This window comes from Symbiopectobacterium sp. RP (assembly GCF_050472005.1).
GTDB lineage: Bacteria > Pseudomonadota > Gammaproteobacteria > Enterobacterales > Enterobacteriaceae > Symbiopectobacterium.
Window position 1 is genome coordinate 767,589 of record NZ_JBGOGS010000002.1, and the last position, 17,262, is coordinate 784,850.

The 17,262-nt window shown below is 50.9% G+C and carries 19 protein-coding genes, 4 pseudogenes and 1 other annotated feature; of the genes and pseudogenes, 3 read left to right on the forward strand and 20 right to left on the reverse strand.

The window, feature by feature from the left end; all coding sequences use genetic code 11:
- Positions 1-159: 159 nt before the first annotated feature.
- The 5 genes and pseudogenes from ACD630_RS22495 to ACD630_RS22515 all read right to left on the reverse strand — a co-directional run bounded on the left by ACD630_RS22495 (position 160) and on the right by ACD630_RS22515 (position 3,719).
- On the reverse strand, positions 160-1,083 hold the full coding sequence (locus ACD630_RS22495) for an IS5 family transposase (RefSeq protein WP_430360697.1): 924 nt from the start codon (positions 1,081-1,083) through the stop codon (positions 160-162).
- 338 nt (positions 1,084-1,421) lie between these two features.
- Positions 1,422-1,808: pseudogene (locus tag ACD630_RS22500) on the reverse strand (transposase); the annotation flags it as partial.
- A gap of 88 nt (positions 1,809-1,896) precedes the next feature.
- Positions 1,897-2,307, reverse strand: coding sequence for a hypothetical protein (locus ACD630_RS22505; protein ID WP_430360698.1), 411 nt, complete (start codon positions 2,305-2,307; stop codon positions 1,897-1,899).
- A gap of 229 nt (positions 2,308-2,536) precedes the next feature.
- Positions 2,537-3,490, reverse strand: coding sequence for a transaldolase (gene tal, locus ACD630_RS22510; protein WP_430360699.1), 954 nt, complete (start codon positions 3,488-3,490; stop codon positions 2,537-2,539).
- Positions 3,491-3,557: 67 nt separating this feature from the next.
- Entirely contained in the window at positions 3,558-3,719 is a 162-nt protein-coding gene (locus ACD630_RS22515) for a hypothetical protein (protein WP_430360700.1), read from the reverse strand.
- A gap of 48 nt (positions 3,720-3,767) precedes the next feature.
- Here ACD630_RS22515 and yaaA point away from each other — a divergent pair, with 48 nt between their 5' ends.
- Complete coding sequence (yaaA, locus tag ACD630_RS22520) at positions 3,768-4,541, forward strand: peroxide stress protein YaaA (protein ID WP_430360701.1); 774 nt, start codon at positions 3,768-3,770, stop codon at positions 4,539-4,541.
- 76 nt (positions 4,542-4,617) lie between these two features.
- On the opposite strand, the gene thrC is transcribed toward yaaA, so the two are convergent.
- The 5 genes from thrC to ACD630_RS22545 form a co-directional block, all read right to left on the reverse strand.
- Entirely contained in the window at positions 4,618-5,907 is a 1,290-nt protein-coding gene (gene thrC / locus ACD630_RS22525) for a threonine synthase (RefSeq protein WP_430360702.1), read from the reverse strand.
- A gap of 3 nt (positions 5,908-5,910) precedes the next feature.
- On the reverse strand, positions 5,911-6,840 hold the full coding sequence (thrB, locus tag ACD630_RS22530) for a homoserine kinase (RefSeq protein ID WP_430361249.1): 930 nt from the start codon (positions 6,838-6,840) through the stop codon (positions 5,911-5,913).
- A gap of 2 nt (positions 6,841-6,842) precedes the next feature.
- On the reverse strand, positions 6,843-9,302 hold the full coding sequence (gene thrA, locus ACD630_RS22535; protein WP_430360703.1) for a bifunctional aspartate kinase/homoserine dehydrogenase I: 2,460 nt from the start codon (positions 9,300-9,302) through the stop codon (positions 6,843-6,845).
- 25 nt (positions 9,303-9,327) lie between these two features.
- Positions 9,328-9,507, reverse strand: a complete 180-nt coding sequence (locus ACD630_RS22540; protein ID WP_430360704.1) for a hypothetical protein — start codon at positions 9,505-9,507, stop codon at positions 9,328-9,330.
- Positions 9,399-9,500 (reverse strand) — a sequence feature (Thr leader region). Its footprint overlaps the gene before it by 102 nt.
- Positions 9,508-9,598: 91 nt before the next feature.
- Positions 9,599-10,282, reverse strand: coding sequence for a tRNA/rRNA methyltransferase (locus tag ACD630_RS22545; RefSeq protein ID WP_430360705.1), 684 nt, complete (start codon positions 10,280-10,282; stop codon positions 9,599-9,601).
- 715 nt (positions 10,283-10,997) lie between these two features.
- Here ACD630_RS22545 and arcA point away from each other — a divergent pair.
- Positions 10,998-11,714, forward strand: coding sequence for a two-component system response regulator ArcA (arcA, locus tag ACD630_RS22550; RefSeq protein ID WP_430360706.1), 717 nt, complete (start codon positions 10,998-11,000; stop codon positions 11,712-11,714).
- Positions 11,715-11,809: 95 nt separating this feature from the next.
- Here arcA and ACD630_RS22555 read toward each other — a convergent pair whose 3' ends face one another.
- The 8 genes and pseudogenes from ACD630_RS22555 to ACD630_RS22590 all read right to left on the reverse strand — a co-directional run bounded on the left by ACD630_RS22555 (position 11,810) and on the right by ACD630_RS22590 (position 15,931).
- On the reverse strand, positions 11,810-12,040 hold the full coding sequence (locus tag ACD630_RS22555) for a hypothetical protein (RefSeq protein ID WP_430360707.1): 231 nt from the start codon (positions 12,038-12,040) through the stop codon (positions 11,810-11,812).
- 248 nt (positions 12,041-12,288) lie between these two features.
- Positions 12,289-13,329, reverse strand: coding sequence for an IS481 family transposase (locus tag ACD630_RS22560; RefSeq protein WP_430360708.1), 1,041 nt, complete (start codon positions 13,327-13,329; stop codon positions 12,289-12,291).
- 84 nt (positions 13,330-13,413) lie between these two features.
- Entirely contained in the window at positions 13,414-13,587 is a 174-nt protein-coding gene (locus ACD630_RS22565) for a hypothetical protein (protein ID WP_430359790.1), read from the reverse strand.
- Positions 13,588-13,725: 138 nt separating this feature from the next.
- Positions 13,726-13,935 carry a hypothetical protein gene (locus ACD630_RS22570; protein ID WP_430360709.1) on the reverse strand — a complete coding sequence of 70 codons (210 nt, stop codon included), beginning with the start codon at positions 13,933-13,935 and terminating at the stop codon, positions 13,726-13,728.
- Entirely contained in the window at positions 13,898-14,026 is a 129-nt protein-coding gene (locus tag ACD630_RS22575; protein WP_430360710.1) for a hypothetical protein, read from the reverse strand. Before ACD630_RS22575 ends, ACD630_RS22570 begins: the two co-directional genes overlap by 38 nt.
- A gap of 117 nt (positions 14,027-14,143) precedes the next feature.
- Positions 14,144-14,296: pseudogene (locus tag ACD630_RS22580) on the reverse strand (hypothetical protein); the annotation flags it as partial.
- Between the two features lie 54 nt (positions 14,297-14,350).
- Positions 14,351-15,569, reverse strand: a pseudogene (locus ACD630_RS22585) (IS256 family transposase); the annotation flags it as partial.
- Complete coding sequence (locus ACD630_RS22590) at positions 15,530-15,931, reverse strand: IS630 transposase-related protein (protein WP_430360711.1); 402 nt, start codon at positions 15,929-15,931, stop codon at positions 15,530-15,532. The gene ACD630_RS22590 and the pseudogene ACD630_RS22585, both read right to left, overlap by 40 nt.
- Before the next feature lie 35 nt (positions 15,932-15,966).
- Here ACD630_RS22590 and ACD630_RS22595 point away from each other — a divergent pair.
- A pseudogene (locus ACD630_RS22595) lies at positions 15,967-16,178 on the forward strand (transposase); the annotation flags it as partial.
- 431 nt (positions 16,179-16,609) lie between these two features.
- On the opposite strand, the gene creA reads toward ACD630_RS22595, so the two are convergent.
- Both creA and ACD630_RS22605 read right to left on the reverse strand, forming a co-directional pair.
- Entirely contained in the window at positions 16,610-17,092 is a 483-nt protein-coding gene (creA, locus tag ACD630_RS22600; RefSeq protein ID WP_430360712.1) for a protein CreA, read from the reverse strand.
- The gene (locus ACD630_RS22605; RefSeq protein ID WP_430360713.1) at positions 17,040-17,228 is read right to left on the reverse strand and encodes a hypothetical protein; all 189 of its coding nucleotides are present in this window, start codon (positions 17,226-17,228) and stop codon (positions 17,040-17,042) included. The genes creA and ACD630_RS22605 overlap by 53 nt, the downstream gene beginning before the upstream one ends.
- Between the last annotated feature and the right edge of the window lie 34 nt (positions 17,229-17,262).

Here is a 17,262-nt window from a genome sequence, read left to right on the forward strand (position 1 = left end):
TATCCTGCGTCTCTGTGGGCGAGATGCCCGCGCCTCGATGAGTTCCGCGCCTAGTGAACCTGAAAAGGCCCTCGGCTTCAGTGAGCCATTTTTGTCGTCAGGTTGGCTTTGTTGAATAAATCAGAACTTGTAACGACTGCGCCCCATACGGGTCGATTGTTACGTGATGCGAATACTGTTCGGCATTCCTAATAGTGTGATCAGGTTAAGCGCTTTGACCATGGCCATGGCTTCACCCACCTGAGCATCGTAGTCTCTCAGACTTAGATGACCACCCAGAAGCCTTTTGAACCGGAACATGGTCGTTTCAGCCACTGAGCGCCGGTGATAGCCCACTTTCTTTTTCCAGATAGCGTTACTACCGCTAATGCGCTGATTTGCAACAGCGGGGTTACGCTCGTGGTAGCGATCTTGCCAATATTGCGCCCCCCTTCGTGGCGGGATAAGCGGCCTTATTTTCTTCCTCAGCAGAGCATCATAGCAGTAAACTGTATCGTAAGCGCCGTCAGCCGATGCCTCTCTGATTTTCCGGTGGGTCTGCTTTATCAGCGCCGGTAGAGCTTGGGCATCAGTCGTACCACTGAGCGACAAATCCGCATAGATAATCTCATGCGTCACACTGTCTACTGCCAGGTGCAGCTTACGCCATACCCTGCGTCTGTCGGCACCATGCTGCCGGACTTTCCATTCACCTTCGCCAAAGACCTTCAGGCCGGTTCCATCAATGACCAGATGTGAGATTTCACCACGGGTTGGCGTTTTTATGCTGATGTTCACTGTCTTTGCTCGCTTGCTGAGCAGCGAATAGTCTGGACAATGGAGCGACAATTTAATCAGTTTAAAAATCGAGTCACCAAAGCCCTGTAAAGCCCTCAATGAAAGGCCAAACACGCGTTTCATCATCAGGACTGTGGTGATGGCCATATCTGAGTAGTGGAGCGGTCGTCCACGCCGTTCAGTAGTGTTTTTTTCCGTCCATGCAGCAATGGCTGATTCATCTAGCCATACGGTTAGAGAACCGCACTGCTTGAGGGCCTTGTTATAAGAGGGCCAGCTGGTGATTTTAAAATTTTGTTTTGCCATGGAGACCTGATTTTGAAACAACTGTGTTGATCTGCTCCGATGATTACCCAAAAGTTCTATTTATTCAACAAAGCCCATCAGGTTTTTCAGCAGGCCGATATGCCGTTCATGTCATCAATAATCAGTCTTCGCAAAACCAGATTGGTAACTGCTGTTTAATTACTTAATAATCAGTGTGTTGATGTAGTTCTATATATAGTCAACCGACTTAAAAATGATTACAGCCAATGCCCTGATATGTGGCAAAAAAATACAGCTAATTGTTATCAAAATAATGTCGCTTGGCTATAACATCAGGCCTGATATTCATTGTGATTAGTTGTAATTGACCAAGCTATTCACGCCAGTTTGTTTGCCAGAGCACAGGCGACAATATTTGAATGTTTGTTATCGAGTTGCCCCCGAACCCATTCAGCAAGCCTGCCCTGCTGATGTTCAAGTCGCATCATGAATGAGCGGGCACATTGAACCAGAAGTTTGCGTAAATTTTTATCACCTCGTTTGCTTATCCCCAGCAGAGTCGGTTTGCCTCCTGTGCTGTATTGTCGCGGTACAAGCCCTGTGGAAGCCGCAAAATCCCTGCTACATGAAAATTGTTTTCCATCGCCGAGCTGTGATGAAAGTAAGCTGGCAGTAATCGACCCGACCTCTGAAATTGTCATAATTCACTGTGCAGTATCATCAGCTTTGATTGACTGATTTAATTCTGATTCTAGCGCTGCTATAGCCAAGCGACATTATTTTGATAACAATTAGCTGTATTTTTTTGCCATATATCAGGGCATTGGCTGTAATCATTTTTAAGTCGTTTGGCTATGTTGGTAAACCATTTGCAGCATCAAGCAGTAGGCTGGTTTGTAGTTCATAACCGACGTCGCCACCATGCGTCATTTTCAAACGTTCTTCTTTCCCATTGTGGGTACGAAACTGTAAATGAGACCAGTCGTGAACGACGAGAGCGTATGGATGCGGGCTAAGTGCAAGATGCCGGAGAGCCAGCGAAATAATCGGTTCATTGAGCTGAGTGAAGCTAATACGTTCATTATTAAAAAAACGCCAAACGGCCTGAGTAGTGGCGAATGTTGTTTTCTGCGCGCAGGCAAGGTCTTTAACGGCTGACGCCAATGGTGCTGGGGGAGTCATGTGTTGGTTAACCAGACGCTGATAACGCCGGTTAAGGCGGGCATCAATCCCGCCGATGGATAAGTTGAGATCATGCAGCAACGTAATAGCAGATATTGCAAAAGATGTGTAGATACCTATGCTCATTAGGCCGGGGAAACCCGGCCTTTGAGGTTACTGCCAAACTGACCTACGCTCACCGTCATTCCCACGCAGGCAGGAATCTCCTACAGATTACATGCGTTTCTTCTGGCAGAGATCCCCGGCTTTCGCCGAGGATGACGAAGGGGAAAGGCGACCCCCCCGGAGAAAACCCGGCCTTCTGCGTTAATTACAACAGACCTTCAATCATTTTTTCCAGTTTGCCCTGATCGATAGCAAACTTGCGGATACCGTCTGCCAGTTTATCAACGGCCATCGGGTCCTGATTGTGCTGCCAGTAAAACTCGGCTTCAGTCATTTTCGCCGGACGCGCTTTGATCTCACCGCTATAAGCCAGTTTGCGCGGCACATCGCCGGTGGATTCCGACAATTCTTTCAGCAATGCTGGCGCAATGGTCAGGCGATCGCAGCCCGCTAGCTCTAGAATTTCGCCGCTGTTACGGAAGCTGGCGCCCATCACCACGGTCTCGTAACCGTGCGCTTTGTAGTACTCATAGATTTCAGTAACGGAGATAACGCCCGGATCTTCCTGCGGCGCATACTCTTTCTTATACGTGTTGGCCTTGTACCAATCCAGAATACGGCCCACAAACGGAGAGATCAGGAAGACACCGGCTTCCGCACAGGCACGCGCTTGTGCAAAAGAGAACAGCAGTGTCAGGTTACAGCTGATGCCTTCTTTTTCCAGCTGCTCGGCGGCACGGATGCCCTGCCAGGTTGAAGCCAGCTTAATCAGGATGCGATCGTTACTGATGCCTGCATCGTTATAGAGCTTAATTAAATGCTTAGCTTTGGCAACGCTCGCTTCAGTGTCATAAGAGAGGCGTGCATCCACTTCCGTGGAGATACGTCCAGGGAGCAGTTTCAGGATTTCCAGACCAATATTGACGGCCAGTTTGTCCGTGGCATCGACAAGCTGCTGTTCCCGTTTGCTGCTCTGCTCACGCGCCCATTTCACCGCGTCTTCAATCAAAGAGCGGTATTCAGGAATTTGCGCCGCGTTCAGAATTAGGGAAGGGTTGGTGGTAGCATCCTGCGGTTTGTAGAGCTTCATCGCGGCGATATCACCGGTATCAGCCACGACCGTGGTCAATTGGCGTAAGGAAGTCAGTTTATCCGTCATGTTGGCATATCTCGTTGTGGGTATATGAACGTCGTCTTGTGTTTCGCACTTATAAATTACTTATGTTTCAATAATAACACGCACCGCCCCCCGCGCAAGACAGCCTTTTCCTGTTGCAGCCATCGCCCCTTTTTTCCGTGTTTTTTGCTACAGTATAGCCAACCGACTTAAAAATGATTACAACAGATACCCTGATATGCGGCAAAAAAGCATAGCTGGCTGTTATCAAAATAATGTCGGTTGGCTATACTTGCAACAAAAACAGGGGAGCCATGCCATGTTGATCACCATTTCGCCAGCGAAAACGCTGGATTACACCAGCCCGTTAGCCACCGAGCGTTACACGCAACCCGCGTTGCTGAACCACGCCAGCGAACTGATCGCCCAGTGTAAACGGCTCACACCGGCACAGATCGCCTCGTTGATGGGCATCAGTGACAAACTGGCGGATCTCAACGCGGGACGTTTTAGCGAATGGCAGCCCCATTTTACCCCCGACAATGCACGCCAAGCCCTGTTGGCCTTCAAAGGCGACGTGTATACCGGGCTTGCCGCAGAAGATTTCAGCGAGGCGGATTTCGATTTTGCCCAGCAGCATCTGCGCATGTTATCCGGGCTGTATGGCGTACTACGTCCGCTGGATCTGATGCAACCCTATCGTCTGGAAATGGGCACGCGGCTGGAGAACAAGGCTGGCAAAGATCTTTATCACTTCTGGGGTGATACCATCACGCAGCACCTCAATCAGGCGCTACAGGTGCAGGGGGATGATATTCTCGTCAACCTAGCGTCTGATGAATACTTCAAATCCGTCAATGTCAAAAAGCTCAACGCTACGCTGATAAAACCGGTGTTTCTGGATGAGAAAAACGGCAAGTTCAAGGTGATCAGCTTCTACGCCAAAAAGGCGCGCGGTTTGATGAGCCGTTTTATTATCAAAAACCGGCTGACGCAGGTTGAGCAGCTGCGAGATTTCAATCTGGAAGGTTACTTCTTTGCGGAATATGGCGCGACCCAGAACGAGCTTGTCTTTAAGCGCCACGTGCAGTGAAGGTTACCGTTCCCCGCACGGCGCGGGGAACGATGAACATCGACGGTTATAACAACAACGCTTATAACAACAGGGGTTATTCCAGCAACGCCATCAGGAACTGACGCAGCTGCGCGAAATCGGGTGCAAAGTTGTGCGAGAGCAATTCCAGATCTGCACGCTGCGCCAGCGCTTCCGGCAGATCCAGGGGTTTCCCCAGAATGGCTTCTACGCTCTCTTTGAATTTCGCAGGATGCGCCGTCCCCAGGAACAAACCGAACTCGCCCGGCTGAAGTTGGTCGCGCAGCAGACGATAAGCGATGGTCGCATGGGGTTCAGAGGTATAGCCCAACGCTTCCAGTTCATGCATGGTCGCTTTGGTCACGTCATCACTCACCGCACCAAATCCCAGCGTTGGCAGCGCCCAGTTTTTACGACGGAACAGTTCCTCGACGCGCGGCCAGTTGTTCGGCTGGCTGACATCCATGGCGTTAGACAGTGTTGCTACTGTCGAGTTAGGCGCCCATTCGCCGTTGCTGAGATAACGTGGCACGGTGTCATTGGCATTGGTGGCAGCGATAAAGCGCTTGATCGGTAAGCCGAGGGATTTTGCCAACAGACCGGCGGTCAAATCACCGAAGTTGCCACTCGGCACCGACACCACCAGTTGCTGACGTGCGGCAGCAGGCAACTGCGCCACGGCTTCAAAGTAATAGCAGATTTGTGCCAGCAAGCGGCTGATATTGATGGAGTTGGCTGAGTTCAAGCCAATAGCCTGTTTCAATGCTTCATCGTCAAACGCCTGCTTCACTAGCGCCTGGCACGCATCGAAATCGCTGTCGATCGCGATGGTATGGATGTTGCCCCCCAGCGTACAGAACAGCTTCTCCTGCAACGGGCTGATTTTCCCGCGTGGATACAGAATCACCACACGCACGTTATCCAGACCGTAAAACGCGTGCGCGACCGCTGCACCGGTATCACCGGAGGTTGCCGTCAAAATGGTGACTTTTTCTCCGTTGGAGACCTGTGCCAGCATTTGCGCCATAAAGCGCCCGCCAAAATCCTTAAACGCCAGCGTCGGGCCGTGGAACAGCTCCAGAGAGGCAATGTCTTCAGAGACCGTGGCAACCGGAGCCGGGAAGGTAAATGCCGCTTTAACACGTTGATAAACGGTTTCCGGCGCAATCTCATCACCCAGATAGGCAGAAAGAATGCGGCTGCTGCGCGTAACCAGATCCAGTTCCAGCAGATCATCGATTTCCGTCGAACTGAACTCAGGCAATTCCAGCGGGAAGAACAGCCCTTGCTGGCGTCCAAGTCCCTGTTTGATCGCCTGCACGAAGCTGACCTGCTCGTTGTGATCTTTTAAGTTGTAAAGTTTCATGCCTTATCCCAATTGACGTGCGCCTGTCGTGTCCAGACGGCAAATATGAACAAACCCTTCATCGTTCTGCAAATAGTTATCTTGCAGCCAACTGGCCAGACGCTGCGCCTTTTCCATATCGTCACACACGGAAAACAGCGTCGGCCCAGAACCAGAGATACCGCACGCCAGCGCACCGATATCTTTTGCCGCCTGACGCGCCTCGGCAAACCAAGGCAGCAGGCGCGTACGGTACGGCTCGGCGATCACATCCTGCATCAACGCCGCCGCCAGCGCAGGCTGGCGGGTGTGGCAAGCGTGAATAAAGCCCGCCAGATAACGGCCATGGCTGATGCAATCCTGGCGGCGATACTGCGCGGGCAGAATGGCACGCGCTTCCGCCGTTGACACTTTGATCCCCGGATAGGCCATGACCCACAGCCAATCGTCAAACGCAGGCACTGGCTGACTGATGATGCCGTTTTGCTCGATCATCAGCTGAATACCGCCCAGGAAGCACGGCGCAACATTATCGTAGTGTACGCTGCCTGAAATACGCCCTTCCAGTTCACCCATCAGCGCCAGCAAACGCGTATCATCCAGCGGTTTGCCACAAAATTCGTTCATCGCCATCAGACCGGCAACCACGGAACAAGCACTGGACCCCAGACCCGAGCCGATCGGCATGTTCTTTTCCAACGTCATAGCGACAGGAATGGTTTTCCCCACTTCCTGACAAAACCGCTTCCAACACTGGTAGACAATATTCTCTTTCGGTTCACTCGGCAGTTTACCAACAAAACGGCCTTCATTACGTAAGCTGAAGCTCTCAGCAGCCGTTACGGTCACGCAATCGCCCAACAGTGAGCCATCAACAGGAGTAACCGCCGCGCCCAGTACATCAAACCCAACGCTGACGTTGCCGATCGACGCGGGCGCATAAATTTTAACCATCATTATACTCCTGACTTCCATGACAGCGTGCGCAACAGATCGGCAAACACACCGGCCGCTGTCACATCATTACCCGCGCCATAACCGCGCAGCACCAGCGGCAATGGCTGGTAATACTGGCTACAGAACGCTAGCGCATTCTCACCGTCTTTTACTTTGAACAGCGGATCGTTACCGCCCAGTGCGCTAATTTGCACTTTGCAGCGCCCTTCTTCAATCACGCCGACATAACGCAACACTTTACCTGCTTCCCGCGCTTGCGCCACTTTTTCACTGAATTGCGCATCCAACTCGGGTAAACGCGCCATAAAGGTATCGACATCGCCTGAAGCATCAAAGGACGGCGGCAGCACCGACTCTATGTCGATATCAGCCAGCTCCAGCTTATAGCCCGCTTCACGCGCCAGAATCAACAGCTTGCGCGCCACATCCATGCCGGACAGATCGTCACGCGGATCGGGTTCGGTGTAACCATTGGCTTTCGCCTGCAACGTCGCCTGCGACAAGCTCATCCCTTCATCCAGCTTACCGAAGATAAAGGAGAGCGACCCCGAGAGGATCCCGGTGAAACGCAGCAGTTCATCCCCTGCATTCAACAGGTTTTGAAAGTTTTCAATCACCGGAAGTCCGGCGCCAACGTTGGTGTCATACAGGAACTTACGGCGTGATTTACCGGCAGCGCTGCGCAGTTGCTGGTAATAGCTCATGGAACCGGTGTTAGCCTTTTTGTTTGGCGTGACGACATGGAAGCCATCGGCCAGGAAGTCAGCATACTGATCGGCCACTGCCTGATTAGAGGTACAGTCCACGATAACCGGGTTAAGCAGATGATACTCTTTCACCAGACGAATCAGACGACCCAGATTAAAGGGTTCGCGTGCCTCATTCAGCGCTTCACGCCATGAATCCAGCGCAATGCCGTTAATATTGGTCAGCAAGGCTTTGGAGTTGGCAATACCACAGACGCGCAGATCGATATGTTTCTGCTTCAGCCACGGCTGCTGGCGGTGAATTTGCTCCAGCAAGGCACCACCTACGCCGCCGACACCGATAACGAACACATCGATCATTTGATCGGTATTAAACAGCATCTGGTGCGCCACACGCACGCCAGTCACCGCCACGTCGTTATCCACCACCACAGAGATGGAGCGCTCAGAGGAACCCTGCGCAATCGCGATGATATTGATATTGGCACTGGCCAATGCGGAGAACAGGCGTGCAGAAAGGCCGCGCAGCGTGCGCATACCGTCGCCCACCACGGAAATGATCGCCAGACGCTCGGTGATATCTAGCGGCTCCAGCACACCGTCTTTCAGTTCCAGATAGAATTCATCTTCCAGCGTTTTCTTGGAACGCACCAGTTCGCTTTGCGACACGCAGAAGCTGATGCTGTACTCGGAAGAGGACTGCGTGATCAGCACCACCGAGATGCCCGCACGGGACATCGCCGCAAACACGCGCGTGGCCATCCCCACCATCCCTTTCATGCCGGGGCCGGAGACGTTAAACATCGCCATATTGTTCAGGTTGGTGATGCCTTTTACCGGATATTGGATATCGGTGCTGTCTAAACCAATCAGAGTGCCGGGCGCTTGGGGATTTTCGGTATTTTTAATCAGGCAGGGAATTTGGAACTGGGCAATGGGAGCGATGGTACGGGGGTGAAGTACTTTGGCACCGAAGTAGGAGAGCTCCATCGCTTCCTGATACGACATCGACTTCAGCAGTCTCGCATCAGGCACCTGACGCGGGTCGCAGGTGTAGACACCGTCCACGTCAGTCCAGATTTCACAACAGTCAGCGCGTAAACAGGCGGCCAACACGGCGGCAGAATAATCAGAGCCGTTGCGGCCCAGTACCACCAGTTCCCCTTTATCATTACCCGCCGTGAATCCAGCCATCAGAATCACGTGATCGGAAGGAATGCCTTGCTCGGCGATACGGCGCGTGGATTCCGCGATATCCACGGTAGATTCCAGATAATGCCCCTGTGCCAGCAGGCGTTTTACCGGGTCGATAACCAAGACCTTATAACCACGGGCCTGAAATACCGCTTCCATGATAGCAATAGAGAGTTTCTCGCCACGGCAGATAATGCTGGCGTTGACGCTGTCCGGGCATTGCCCCAACAGTGAAATGCCGTGCAGAACCTGTTTCAACTGGCCCAGTTCTTGTTGTACCAGCGTGGACAAGCGCTCATACGGGAAACCCTGCTGGGATTCTGCCAGCCCTTTTAGCAGAGAAGAAAAGATAGTTTCGGCATCATTGATATGCGGCAGAATATCTTGGCTCGCAACGGTTTTATCAATCATCGCCACCAGGTGGTTGGTGATTTTCGCCGGGGCAGACAGCACGGTGGCAACCTGTCCCTGACGCGCATTGCTCTCGATGATATCGGCAACGCGCGCAAAACGCGCCGCATTCGCCACAGAAGTCCCGCCAAATTTCAACACTCGCATTTTTATCTCTTCTCCTGAGTTTCAGTCACCAAAACACGCCGTGCGCTTTTGGCTGCCGCCGCTGGCGGCCCGGGTCGGCGGAGCCTGCTCTTCGCCGTAAAAAAAGCCCGCACTGTTTAGGTGCGGGCTTTTTCAGATTCTTTTCTACGCGCCAGCCCGCACCGTTACTGGTAATAATGGTGGTGGTCAGGCTGATTTGACGCATGCGTAAAGGACTCTCGATCAACAAATCGGTTTCTATCCTCTATTAGTTAAGGCAATCGCGACATGAAGTCAATGGATTTCTTTTTTTCATCTCACTTCAGCGCCTTCTCAATATCGTGCAGCAGCGTATGCAGCATGGCGGTATCCCGCTGCTGTAACAGCCCGATGCGTTGCAGTAGCCAATCACACAGTTTCTCGTCATCATCTACCTGCAACGTCACCAACAGCTTTTCCAGCCGATGACGCAGCGCCACCAACTGCCCGGCTTGAGCAGCTTCGGCAGTCTCTGCCTGCACCTGCATCAGCTGCGCCAACTGGTAACAATAGACCATGACGGCCTGCCCTAAATTCAGTGACGGGTAGTCTGCCTGCATCGGCACACCCGTCAATATATCCGCCAACGCCAATTCGTCGTTGGTGAGGCCAGAATCTTCACGGCCAAACACCAGCGCTGCCGAACTGACCCAGTGCTGTTTCTCCTGCATCACCCCAAGCAACTCTGTCGGCGTGCAGTAATAGTGAAACCTGGCTCGCGAGCGTGCTGTCGTCGCGACGGTAAAATCCACATCGGCCAACGCGTCAGCAAGCGTAGGGTAGCAGGTCACATTATCCAGAATATCACCGGCCCCGTGCGCCACGCGGTGTGCACCTAGCTCAAGGTGCGCCTGACTGTCAACAATACGCAGTGAATGAAATCCCATGGTTTTCATGGCTCTGGCTGCTGCCCCCACGTTCTCTGGGCGAGCTGGCTCGACCAGCACAATAAAAAACTGCACAAAACCTCCAAAGAAGAGAAAATGGCTGACGAACGTGCGATACCCGGTATGCGCTGTCCCCCACTCCGTCGTTTGATTTAACATAAATGAAACATTCGAGCGTCACCTTACGGTAAAAAATGCGGGTCAGGCTTGAAAAGGGATAAAAACCAAAAAATTCATTACATATGCTTTAATATCAATGCATTATATAATGACCATCGCGAGATGGCGTTCCGTGTTCGTTGCGGTCGCTTGCGCTGCTGAATCGTATCCAAATCAGGCAGATTGTGACTTAAGCTGGCAATCTTATAAGTATTTTTCACAAAATAGTTAACGTGCTACAATGAAATTTGATATATGCCAACGGAGCCGTAGATTTGTGAGTGATCAAAATCGGCACTTACTGTTATGTTGCTGTTAATAAGGTTAAACTATGCACCACTTTAGGCGTAGTTGAGTTAGCCTGATTATCATCTGATATCGCCGGTTATCACGTAGAAAGCACTGGCGCTGCCCGTGCAGCTGATTCACGCGGAATTTTGTCAGTGTCAGGCATGCACTAGGAACGTATTTGCGTACTTTAGTCTACATTGCGAGAGTGAGCGTATTCTTTGCGCCTCAAGCTCCGGTAAGAGCCCTATAATCTCGCACTAGGCATGCGGGCACGAAAAGACCGATGGCGACTTCTGTACTTCCGAATTCTATAATTAGTTGGCAATTTTAGGTAGCAAACATGCAGACCCCGCACATTCTTATTGTCGAAGACGAGTTGGTAACTCGCAACACCCTAAAGAGCATCTTTGAGGCTGAAGGATATGTCGTTCACGAAGCCACTGACGGCGCTGAGATGCACCATATCCTGTCTGAACATGATATCAATCTGGTGATCATGGACATCAATCTGCCCGGCAAAAATGGCCTGCTGTTGGCACGCGAACTGCGTGAACAGGCTAGCGTCGCGCTGATGTTCCTGACCGGGCGCGATAACGAAGTGGATAAGATCCTCGGCCTGGAAATCGGTGCTGATGATTACATCACCAAACCGTTTAACCCACGTGAGTTGACTATCCGTGCACGTAATTTGCTGTCCCGTACCATGAATTTGGGCGGTGTGAGCGAAGAGCGTCGTCTGGTAGAAAGCTACCGTTTCAATGGTTGGGAACTGGACATCAACAGCCGTTCGCTGATTAGCCCAGCGGGTGAGCAGTACAAACTGCCGCGCAGCGAGTTCCGTGCGATGCTGCACTTCTGCGAAAACCCTTGCAAGATTCAGACCCGTGCTGAACTGTTGAAGAAAATGACCGGCCGCGAGCTGAAACCGCACGACCGCACCGTGGACGTAACGATTCGCCGCATTCGTAAGCATTTCGAATCTACAGCCGATACGCCGGAAATCATCGCCACCATTCATGGCGAAGGCTACCGTTTCTGCGGCGATCTGGAAGACTAACGTCGCGCCGTCAGTGACTAAAAAAGGCCGAAACCCTCTGGTTTAGGCCTTAATGAGATGGTCACCCCCACCCTGTGAGCATAGGTATCTACACATCATAAAGGGTTAAAAACCACCATAGCGAAGTGGGCAAGTTCTTCCGGGGTATAGTCTGCTAATAACGTCAAGGTATTTAGCAGGATGGATAGTCCGGCAAGCAGCGCTGGGGCGCTTTCTTTACACCCTCGTTTTTGTTGTCGTCCGGATAATCGGCAAATTAACTGACGGGCTGCCGCATTGTCGTCTCCTTCAGCGCGTTGCAGCCGCCATACCAGCACACATGCCATGCTAGCTATCAATAACCTGCGTAGCAGGGCACCAGCACTGCGCTGAAGGCATTTTTCTACATCATGACCGGCACCTTTCAGCAGCTTAAAAAAGGATTCAATACCCCAGCGCCAGTAATACCAGCGAGCGACTTCCGCGCTGGTGATCTCGTTGCTAACGTTTGTGAGCAGCGTCCAGCGTCCGATAAATTGTACTAGCTCAGACCTGATCTGACAGTTACCGATTATTTATACAGGTGTCTGTCAGATTACATCTGGTTCAGATTCTTTTCTGCCCAGATCCGTTTTCCATCGAGTAAAGTGGCCATCGGCGTACGCCCGCAGCACATTTTTCCCTGATGAGTTCGCTCATTATTGTAATGCCACAACCAGTTGTCCAGATCTACCTGCAGACTTTCCAGGTCTCCATATAACTTCTTGCGGAACGTAACCTGATAAAAATCCTGCAAAATGGTTTTATGGAAGCGCTCGCAGATGCCGTTCGTCTGCGGAGACATCGCCTTCGTTTTCGTATGCTCGATATCGTTGATAGCCAGATAAAGCTGATAATCATGCTGCTCCACTTTACCACAGTACTCCGTACCCCTGTCGGTCAGTATTCTCAGCACCGGCAGTCCCTGAGCCTCGTAGAACGGGAGTACGCGATCATTGAGCAGGTCGGCGGCGGTGAGCGGTGTTTTATTCGTATACAGCTTGCAGTGTGCCACTTTCGAGTACGTATCCACGAACGTCTGCTGGTAGATACGGCCCACCCCCTTCAGATTGCCCACGTAGAAGGTGTCCTGTGAGCCCAGATACCCGGGATGTGCCGTCTCGATTTCACCGCAGGCCTCATCATCGTGCGCCTTCTTCTCCAGGGCTGCGATTTGAGCGTCGGTAAGGACAATGCCTTCTCTGGCGACCTTTTCCTCAAGCGCCTTCAGGCGTTTACGGAAGTTCTCCAGGTCGTGTCGTTGCCAGATGGAGCGCACGCCACTGCCGGAGATAAACACGCCTTTTTTACACAGCTCATTACTGGTCCGGTGCTGCCCATGGGGCGGGAACTCAATAGCATAATCAACAACCGTGCGTTCAGTGGCTTCGTCGGCGCGGTTCTTCAGGTTCGGAACCCGGCGGTTCTGGTTAACCAGCGCATCAATGGCGCCTTCAGCAGCCAGTTCCTGATAACGGTAAAATGTATCGCGTGACACGCCCATGCTCTTACAGGCTTTTGATACGTTACCGAGTTCTTCGGCGAGATTGAGCAGGCCGGCTTTGTGTTTGATAATGGGATTGTTAGTATGAAGCATGAGAGTTACCTCGCGTTTTGTTTAAGGATTAGACACCCATATCAAAACCGGTAACTCTCAACCTTTCAAGGTCCAGTGTCAGATCTAGTCGCGACTAATACAGATAAATTTACCGTGAGTATCGGTAAGGCGAACCACAACTAATCTGAGTGTCAGAGCTACGCCTGGCTGAACTTTCACTCGCCGTCCGGTGTTCTTGTCTTTCCGCTTCGCTTTTGCTGTTCGCGTTATGATCACGGATGTTTCCCCGATCTCCATATTGGCTTTTTTCCCTTTCCAGCCAACCTGTCCGTTTGCGATAAATGGCAGATCGTCTGCAATTTCACCAATTTTACGGGTGTCACCGCCCCACTCGGCCCGATTCCCTTCCTTTCCCCGGATAAGCCAACATATTCCCTAGGAGCTTAATGTGCGCATATGCCCGATAGAGTCACCTTCACGGTCAATGAGATGAACTAACTTCTTCCCGGTATCAAGAGACTCAACGCGGGCGATATCAGCCGTCAAAGCATCCATATGAGTCAGACTTTCAGACAAGCCCTCGGTTAGCGTTGAATGACAACCCGCCCTATCGGTTAGAGTTTGAGATAGGGGCGCTATAGCCAAGCGACTTAATTTTGATTACACCATATGGACTGAGAACAAAATCTCTGTATCGCAACCACTCTCTCTTTTTTTGCTTTTTGCTTGTGCCCATTTATGCTCAATTGGGTTAAGATCTGGCCAATATGTAGGCAAATACTCCACCATAGATGATGACTTGTTGAATATTATGTTTTTTGTGAAAAGTTGCATTGTCCATCACGATTACACTGTTTTTAGGGAGTACTGGGATAAGGACTTGTGTGACCCAGGAATAGAAAACATCGCTGTTAATATTGATATCAAATAATCCGATAGCAAACAGCGTTGTGCCTAATAAAGCGCCGATAACATTTGTTCTTCCCTTGGCTCCCCCGTTCTTCAGCCCAAAACACCGTTGACCTTGAGCCTGTTTAAGATTTTGTGTAAATGCCTTTCCTCAGAAGTGACTGTCAAGGCGGTCACCGAACTCGATAATAAAGCGACTCATTGCCATACGCCAGTCCTGTAAGGGTATCGTCCATTTCTGTGATGCCGCCTGGATTGCCAGCCATACGACCTTCTTCACCGAGTCATCAGTCGGGAACACCTTGCGTTTCTTGATTGCATGCCGGAGCACGCTGTTCAGTGATTCTATAGCGTTCGTCGTGTAGATTACCTTGCGAAGTTCCTGGGGGTACGAGAAGAATGTCGACAGGTTGGCCCAGTTTGACTGCCAGCTCCGGCTTATCTGCGGATAGCGGTGATCCCATGTCCCACCGAACGTCTCCAGCGCCTGAAGCGCGGCCTCTTCGGTTGGAGCCTGATACACTGCTTTGAGGTCGCGTGTTACCGCCTTATACTCCTTCCAGGCAACGAAGCGCAGACTGTTGCGCACCATGTGCACGATGCACAACTGGATGCGGGCTTCCGGGTAGACCGTGTTGATGGCATCCGGGAACCCTTTCAAGCCGTCCACACAGGCAATGAGGATGTCGGTCAGGCCACGGTTTTTCAGTTCTGTCAGCACGTTCAGCCAGAACTTTGCACCTTCATTTTCGGCCAGCCACATCCCCAGTAGCTCTTTCTGGCCTTCGATATTGATACCCAGCGCCAGGAACACAGACTTATTGATAACGCAGCTGTCCTGCCGGACTTTCAGAACGATACAGTCAAGATAAACAATGGGATAAACCGTATCCAGGGGGCGATTTTGCCATTCAACAACCGGCTCCATAACGGCATCGCTGACCTTCGATACCAGGGCGGGTGAGACATCCGCGTCATACAGCTCTTTGAACGCAGCGGCAATTTTGCGGGTGGTCATCCCTTTGGCATACAAAGATAAAATCTGGTTATCCATCCCGGTGAGCCGGGTCTGGTTCTTCTTCACCAGTTGCGGTTCAAAGGAAGCATCACGATCACGTGGTGTACGCAGTTCCAGCGGACCATCGCCGGTGGTATAGCCAACCGACTTAAAAATGATTACAACAGATACCCTGATATGCGGCAAAAAAGCATAGCTGGCTGTTATCAAAATAATGTCGGTTGGCTATAGTTCCAGATTTGGACTGGTGCTTCTCATGCCCGAGGTGATGGGTCATTTCAGCATTAAGGGCAGCTTCAACGCTGATCTTTTTTAGCAGGCGATCAAACTGATTGAGATCGTCAGGGGTTTTGAGATTTTTGGCCAGCTCGTTAGCCAGAGCCTGTAACTGTTTTTTGTCCATAAAGTAACCTGCTTTTGATGTTGGATTGAACATATCAAAATCAGGCAATTACACAATCTCGTGTACAGGCTCTTGACCTTTTGGGGAATACCCGTGAATCCGTGGGGTATCGTGTGGAAAACCACTTTTATCAACTCGGATTTATCGCTCTTTCGCTGACGCGTGGTCGATGCTTTTGACGCTATTTGATTAATCCAACGCGATACAGAGGCAGGGCCAATCCGAAATTGCTTCGCTGTTTCTCGGATACTCAACCCTTCTTCTTCCCGTGTAGATATCACTTTACGTCTAAAATCAATTGAATAGCTCATTTAAATAATCTAATCAAAATTAAGTCGTTTAGCTATACAGTATGGGTGGGAAGACGACACTGATGGGCATCAGCAAGCGGGGTGACAAGAATCTGCGACGGCTGCTGGTGCAATGCGCGCGGGTGTTTATGCAGCGGCTGGAACACAACCTAGGGCGTCTGGCAGAGTGGGTACAAAGCAGCTTGTCAGCCATCACTCGAATGTGGTGGCGTGTGCGCTGGCGAACAAACTTGCGCGGATAGCCTAGGCGGTGACAGTCTATAGCCAAGCGACATTATTTTGATAACAATTGGCTGTATTTTTTTGCCACATATCAGGGCATTGGCTGTAATCATTTTTAAGTCGGTTTACTATATCAGGCGGCGTTCAGCAAATAAAAGAGCCACCGAAAAAATCGCTGGCTCAGTGAGTTAACAGATTACTTTCTGGTTTTGCGACGACAGATAATTGATGACATGGACGGCATATCGGCCTGCTGATGAACCTGACATAAAAAATGGCTCTATGAAGCCGAGGCCTTTTTAAGGTTCGGCAGGTGCGGAACTCATCGTGGCGTGGGCATTAATGCCCACCAGACGCCGAATAGATTTACTCAAGTCCATCATAAATCAAAATCTGTGTTGCAAAAACGGGGGTGACCATAGATTTCTATATCAGTACAGATTATTCCCTAAGACACTACTCGCTCTTGCCCCAGGGAATGATTGGTACCGCGCTCAAGGCGTTTTTTGACGAGCCGTCGACCAAACGATCGGAATACGTCAGGTAGACTAGGGCGTTGCGTTTCTCATCATAGAAACGAACCACCTGAAGTTTTTTGAACACCAGTGACGTGCGCTTTTGGAACACCACCGTGCCACTATCATCACTTTTCTTTATCTTATCCGACAGCGTAATCGGCCCAACCTGCTGGCAGGAAATGGCAGCATCGGAGGTATCTTCTGCCAAACCTAAGCCCCCTTTGATACCGCCGGTTTTAGCACGGCTCAAATAGCAGGTAACGTTCACAACATCAGGATCATCAAAGGCTTCCACCACAATTTTATGGTCTGGTCCCAGCAGTTTGAAAACCGTATCTACAGAACCAATCTGTTCCGCCCTAGCGACACTACCTACGCCCAACAACGCGAAACAGGCTCCCATGATTAATGCGTTTTTCATCAATATTTCTCTCTGTCTGGAAACAAGTTACAGGGGCTTTTCCCCCTCTGACGAGACTGTTATAGCCAACAGACATTATTTTGATAACAATTAGCTGTATTTTTTTGCCACATATCAGGGCATTGGCTGTAATCATTTTTAAGTCGGTTGGCTATACTAGATATAGGGCT

Coding starts and splice junctions, on each gene's coding strand:
- ACD630_RS22495 (WP_430360697.1), bottom strand. CDS start 1,083: ATGGCAAAACAAAATTTTAAAATCACCAGCTGGCCCTCTTATAACAAG.
- tal (WP_430360699.1), bottom strand. CDS start 3,490: ATGACGGATAAACTGACTTCCTTACGCCAATTGACCACGGTCGTGGCT.
- yaaA (WP_430360701.1), top strand. CDS start 3,768: ATGTTGATCACCATTTCGCCAGCGAAAACGCTGGATTACACCAGCCCG.
- thrC (WP_430360702.1), bottom strand. CDS start 5,907: ATGAAACTTTACAACTTAAAAGATCACAACGAGCAGGTCAGCTTCGTG.
- thrB (WP_430361249.1), bottom strand. CDS start 6,840: ATGGTTAAAATTTATGCGCCCGCGTCGATCGGCAACGTCAGCGTTGGG.
- thrA (WP_430360703.1), bottom strand. CDS start 9,302: ATGCGAGTGTTGAAATTTGGCGGGACTTCTGTGGCGAATGCGGCGCGT.
- ACD630_RS22540 (WP_430360704.1), bottom strand. CDS start 9,507: ATGCGTCAAATCAGCCTGACCACCACCATTATTACCAGTAACGGTGCG.
- arcA (WP_430360706.1), top strand. CDS start 10,998: ATGCAGACCCCGCACATTCTTATTGTCGAAGACGAGTTGGTAACTCGC.
- ACD630_RS22555 (WP_430360707.1), bottom strand. CDS start 12,040: ATGGCATGTGTGCTGGTATGGCGGCTGCAACGCGCTGAAGGAGACGAC.
- ACD630_RS22560 (WP_430360708.1), bottom strand. CDS start 13,329: ATGCTTCATACTAACAATCCCATTATCAAACACAAAGCCGGCCTGCTC.
- ACD630_RS22565 (WP_430359790.1), bottom strand. CDS start 13,587: ATGGAGATCGGGGAAACATCCGTGATCATAACGCGAACAGCAAAAGCG.
- ACD630_RS22575 (WP_430360710.1), bottom strand. CDS start 14,026: ATGGGCACAAGCAAAAAGCAAAAAAAGAGAGAGTGGTTGCGATACAGA.
- ACD630_RS22590 (WP_430360711.1), bottom strand. CDS start 15,931: ATGAGCTATTCAATTGATTTTAGACGTAAAGTGATATCTACACGGGAA.
- creA (WP_430360712.1), bottom strand. CDS start 17,092: ATGAAAAACGCATTAATCATGGGAGCCTGTTTCGCGTTGTTGGGCGTA.
- ACD630_RS22605 (WP_430360713.1), bottom strand. CDS start 17,228: ATGATTACAGCCAATGCCCTGATATGTGGCAAAAAAATACAGCTAATT.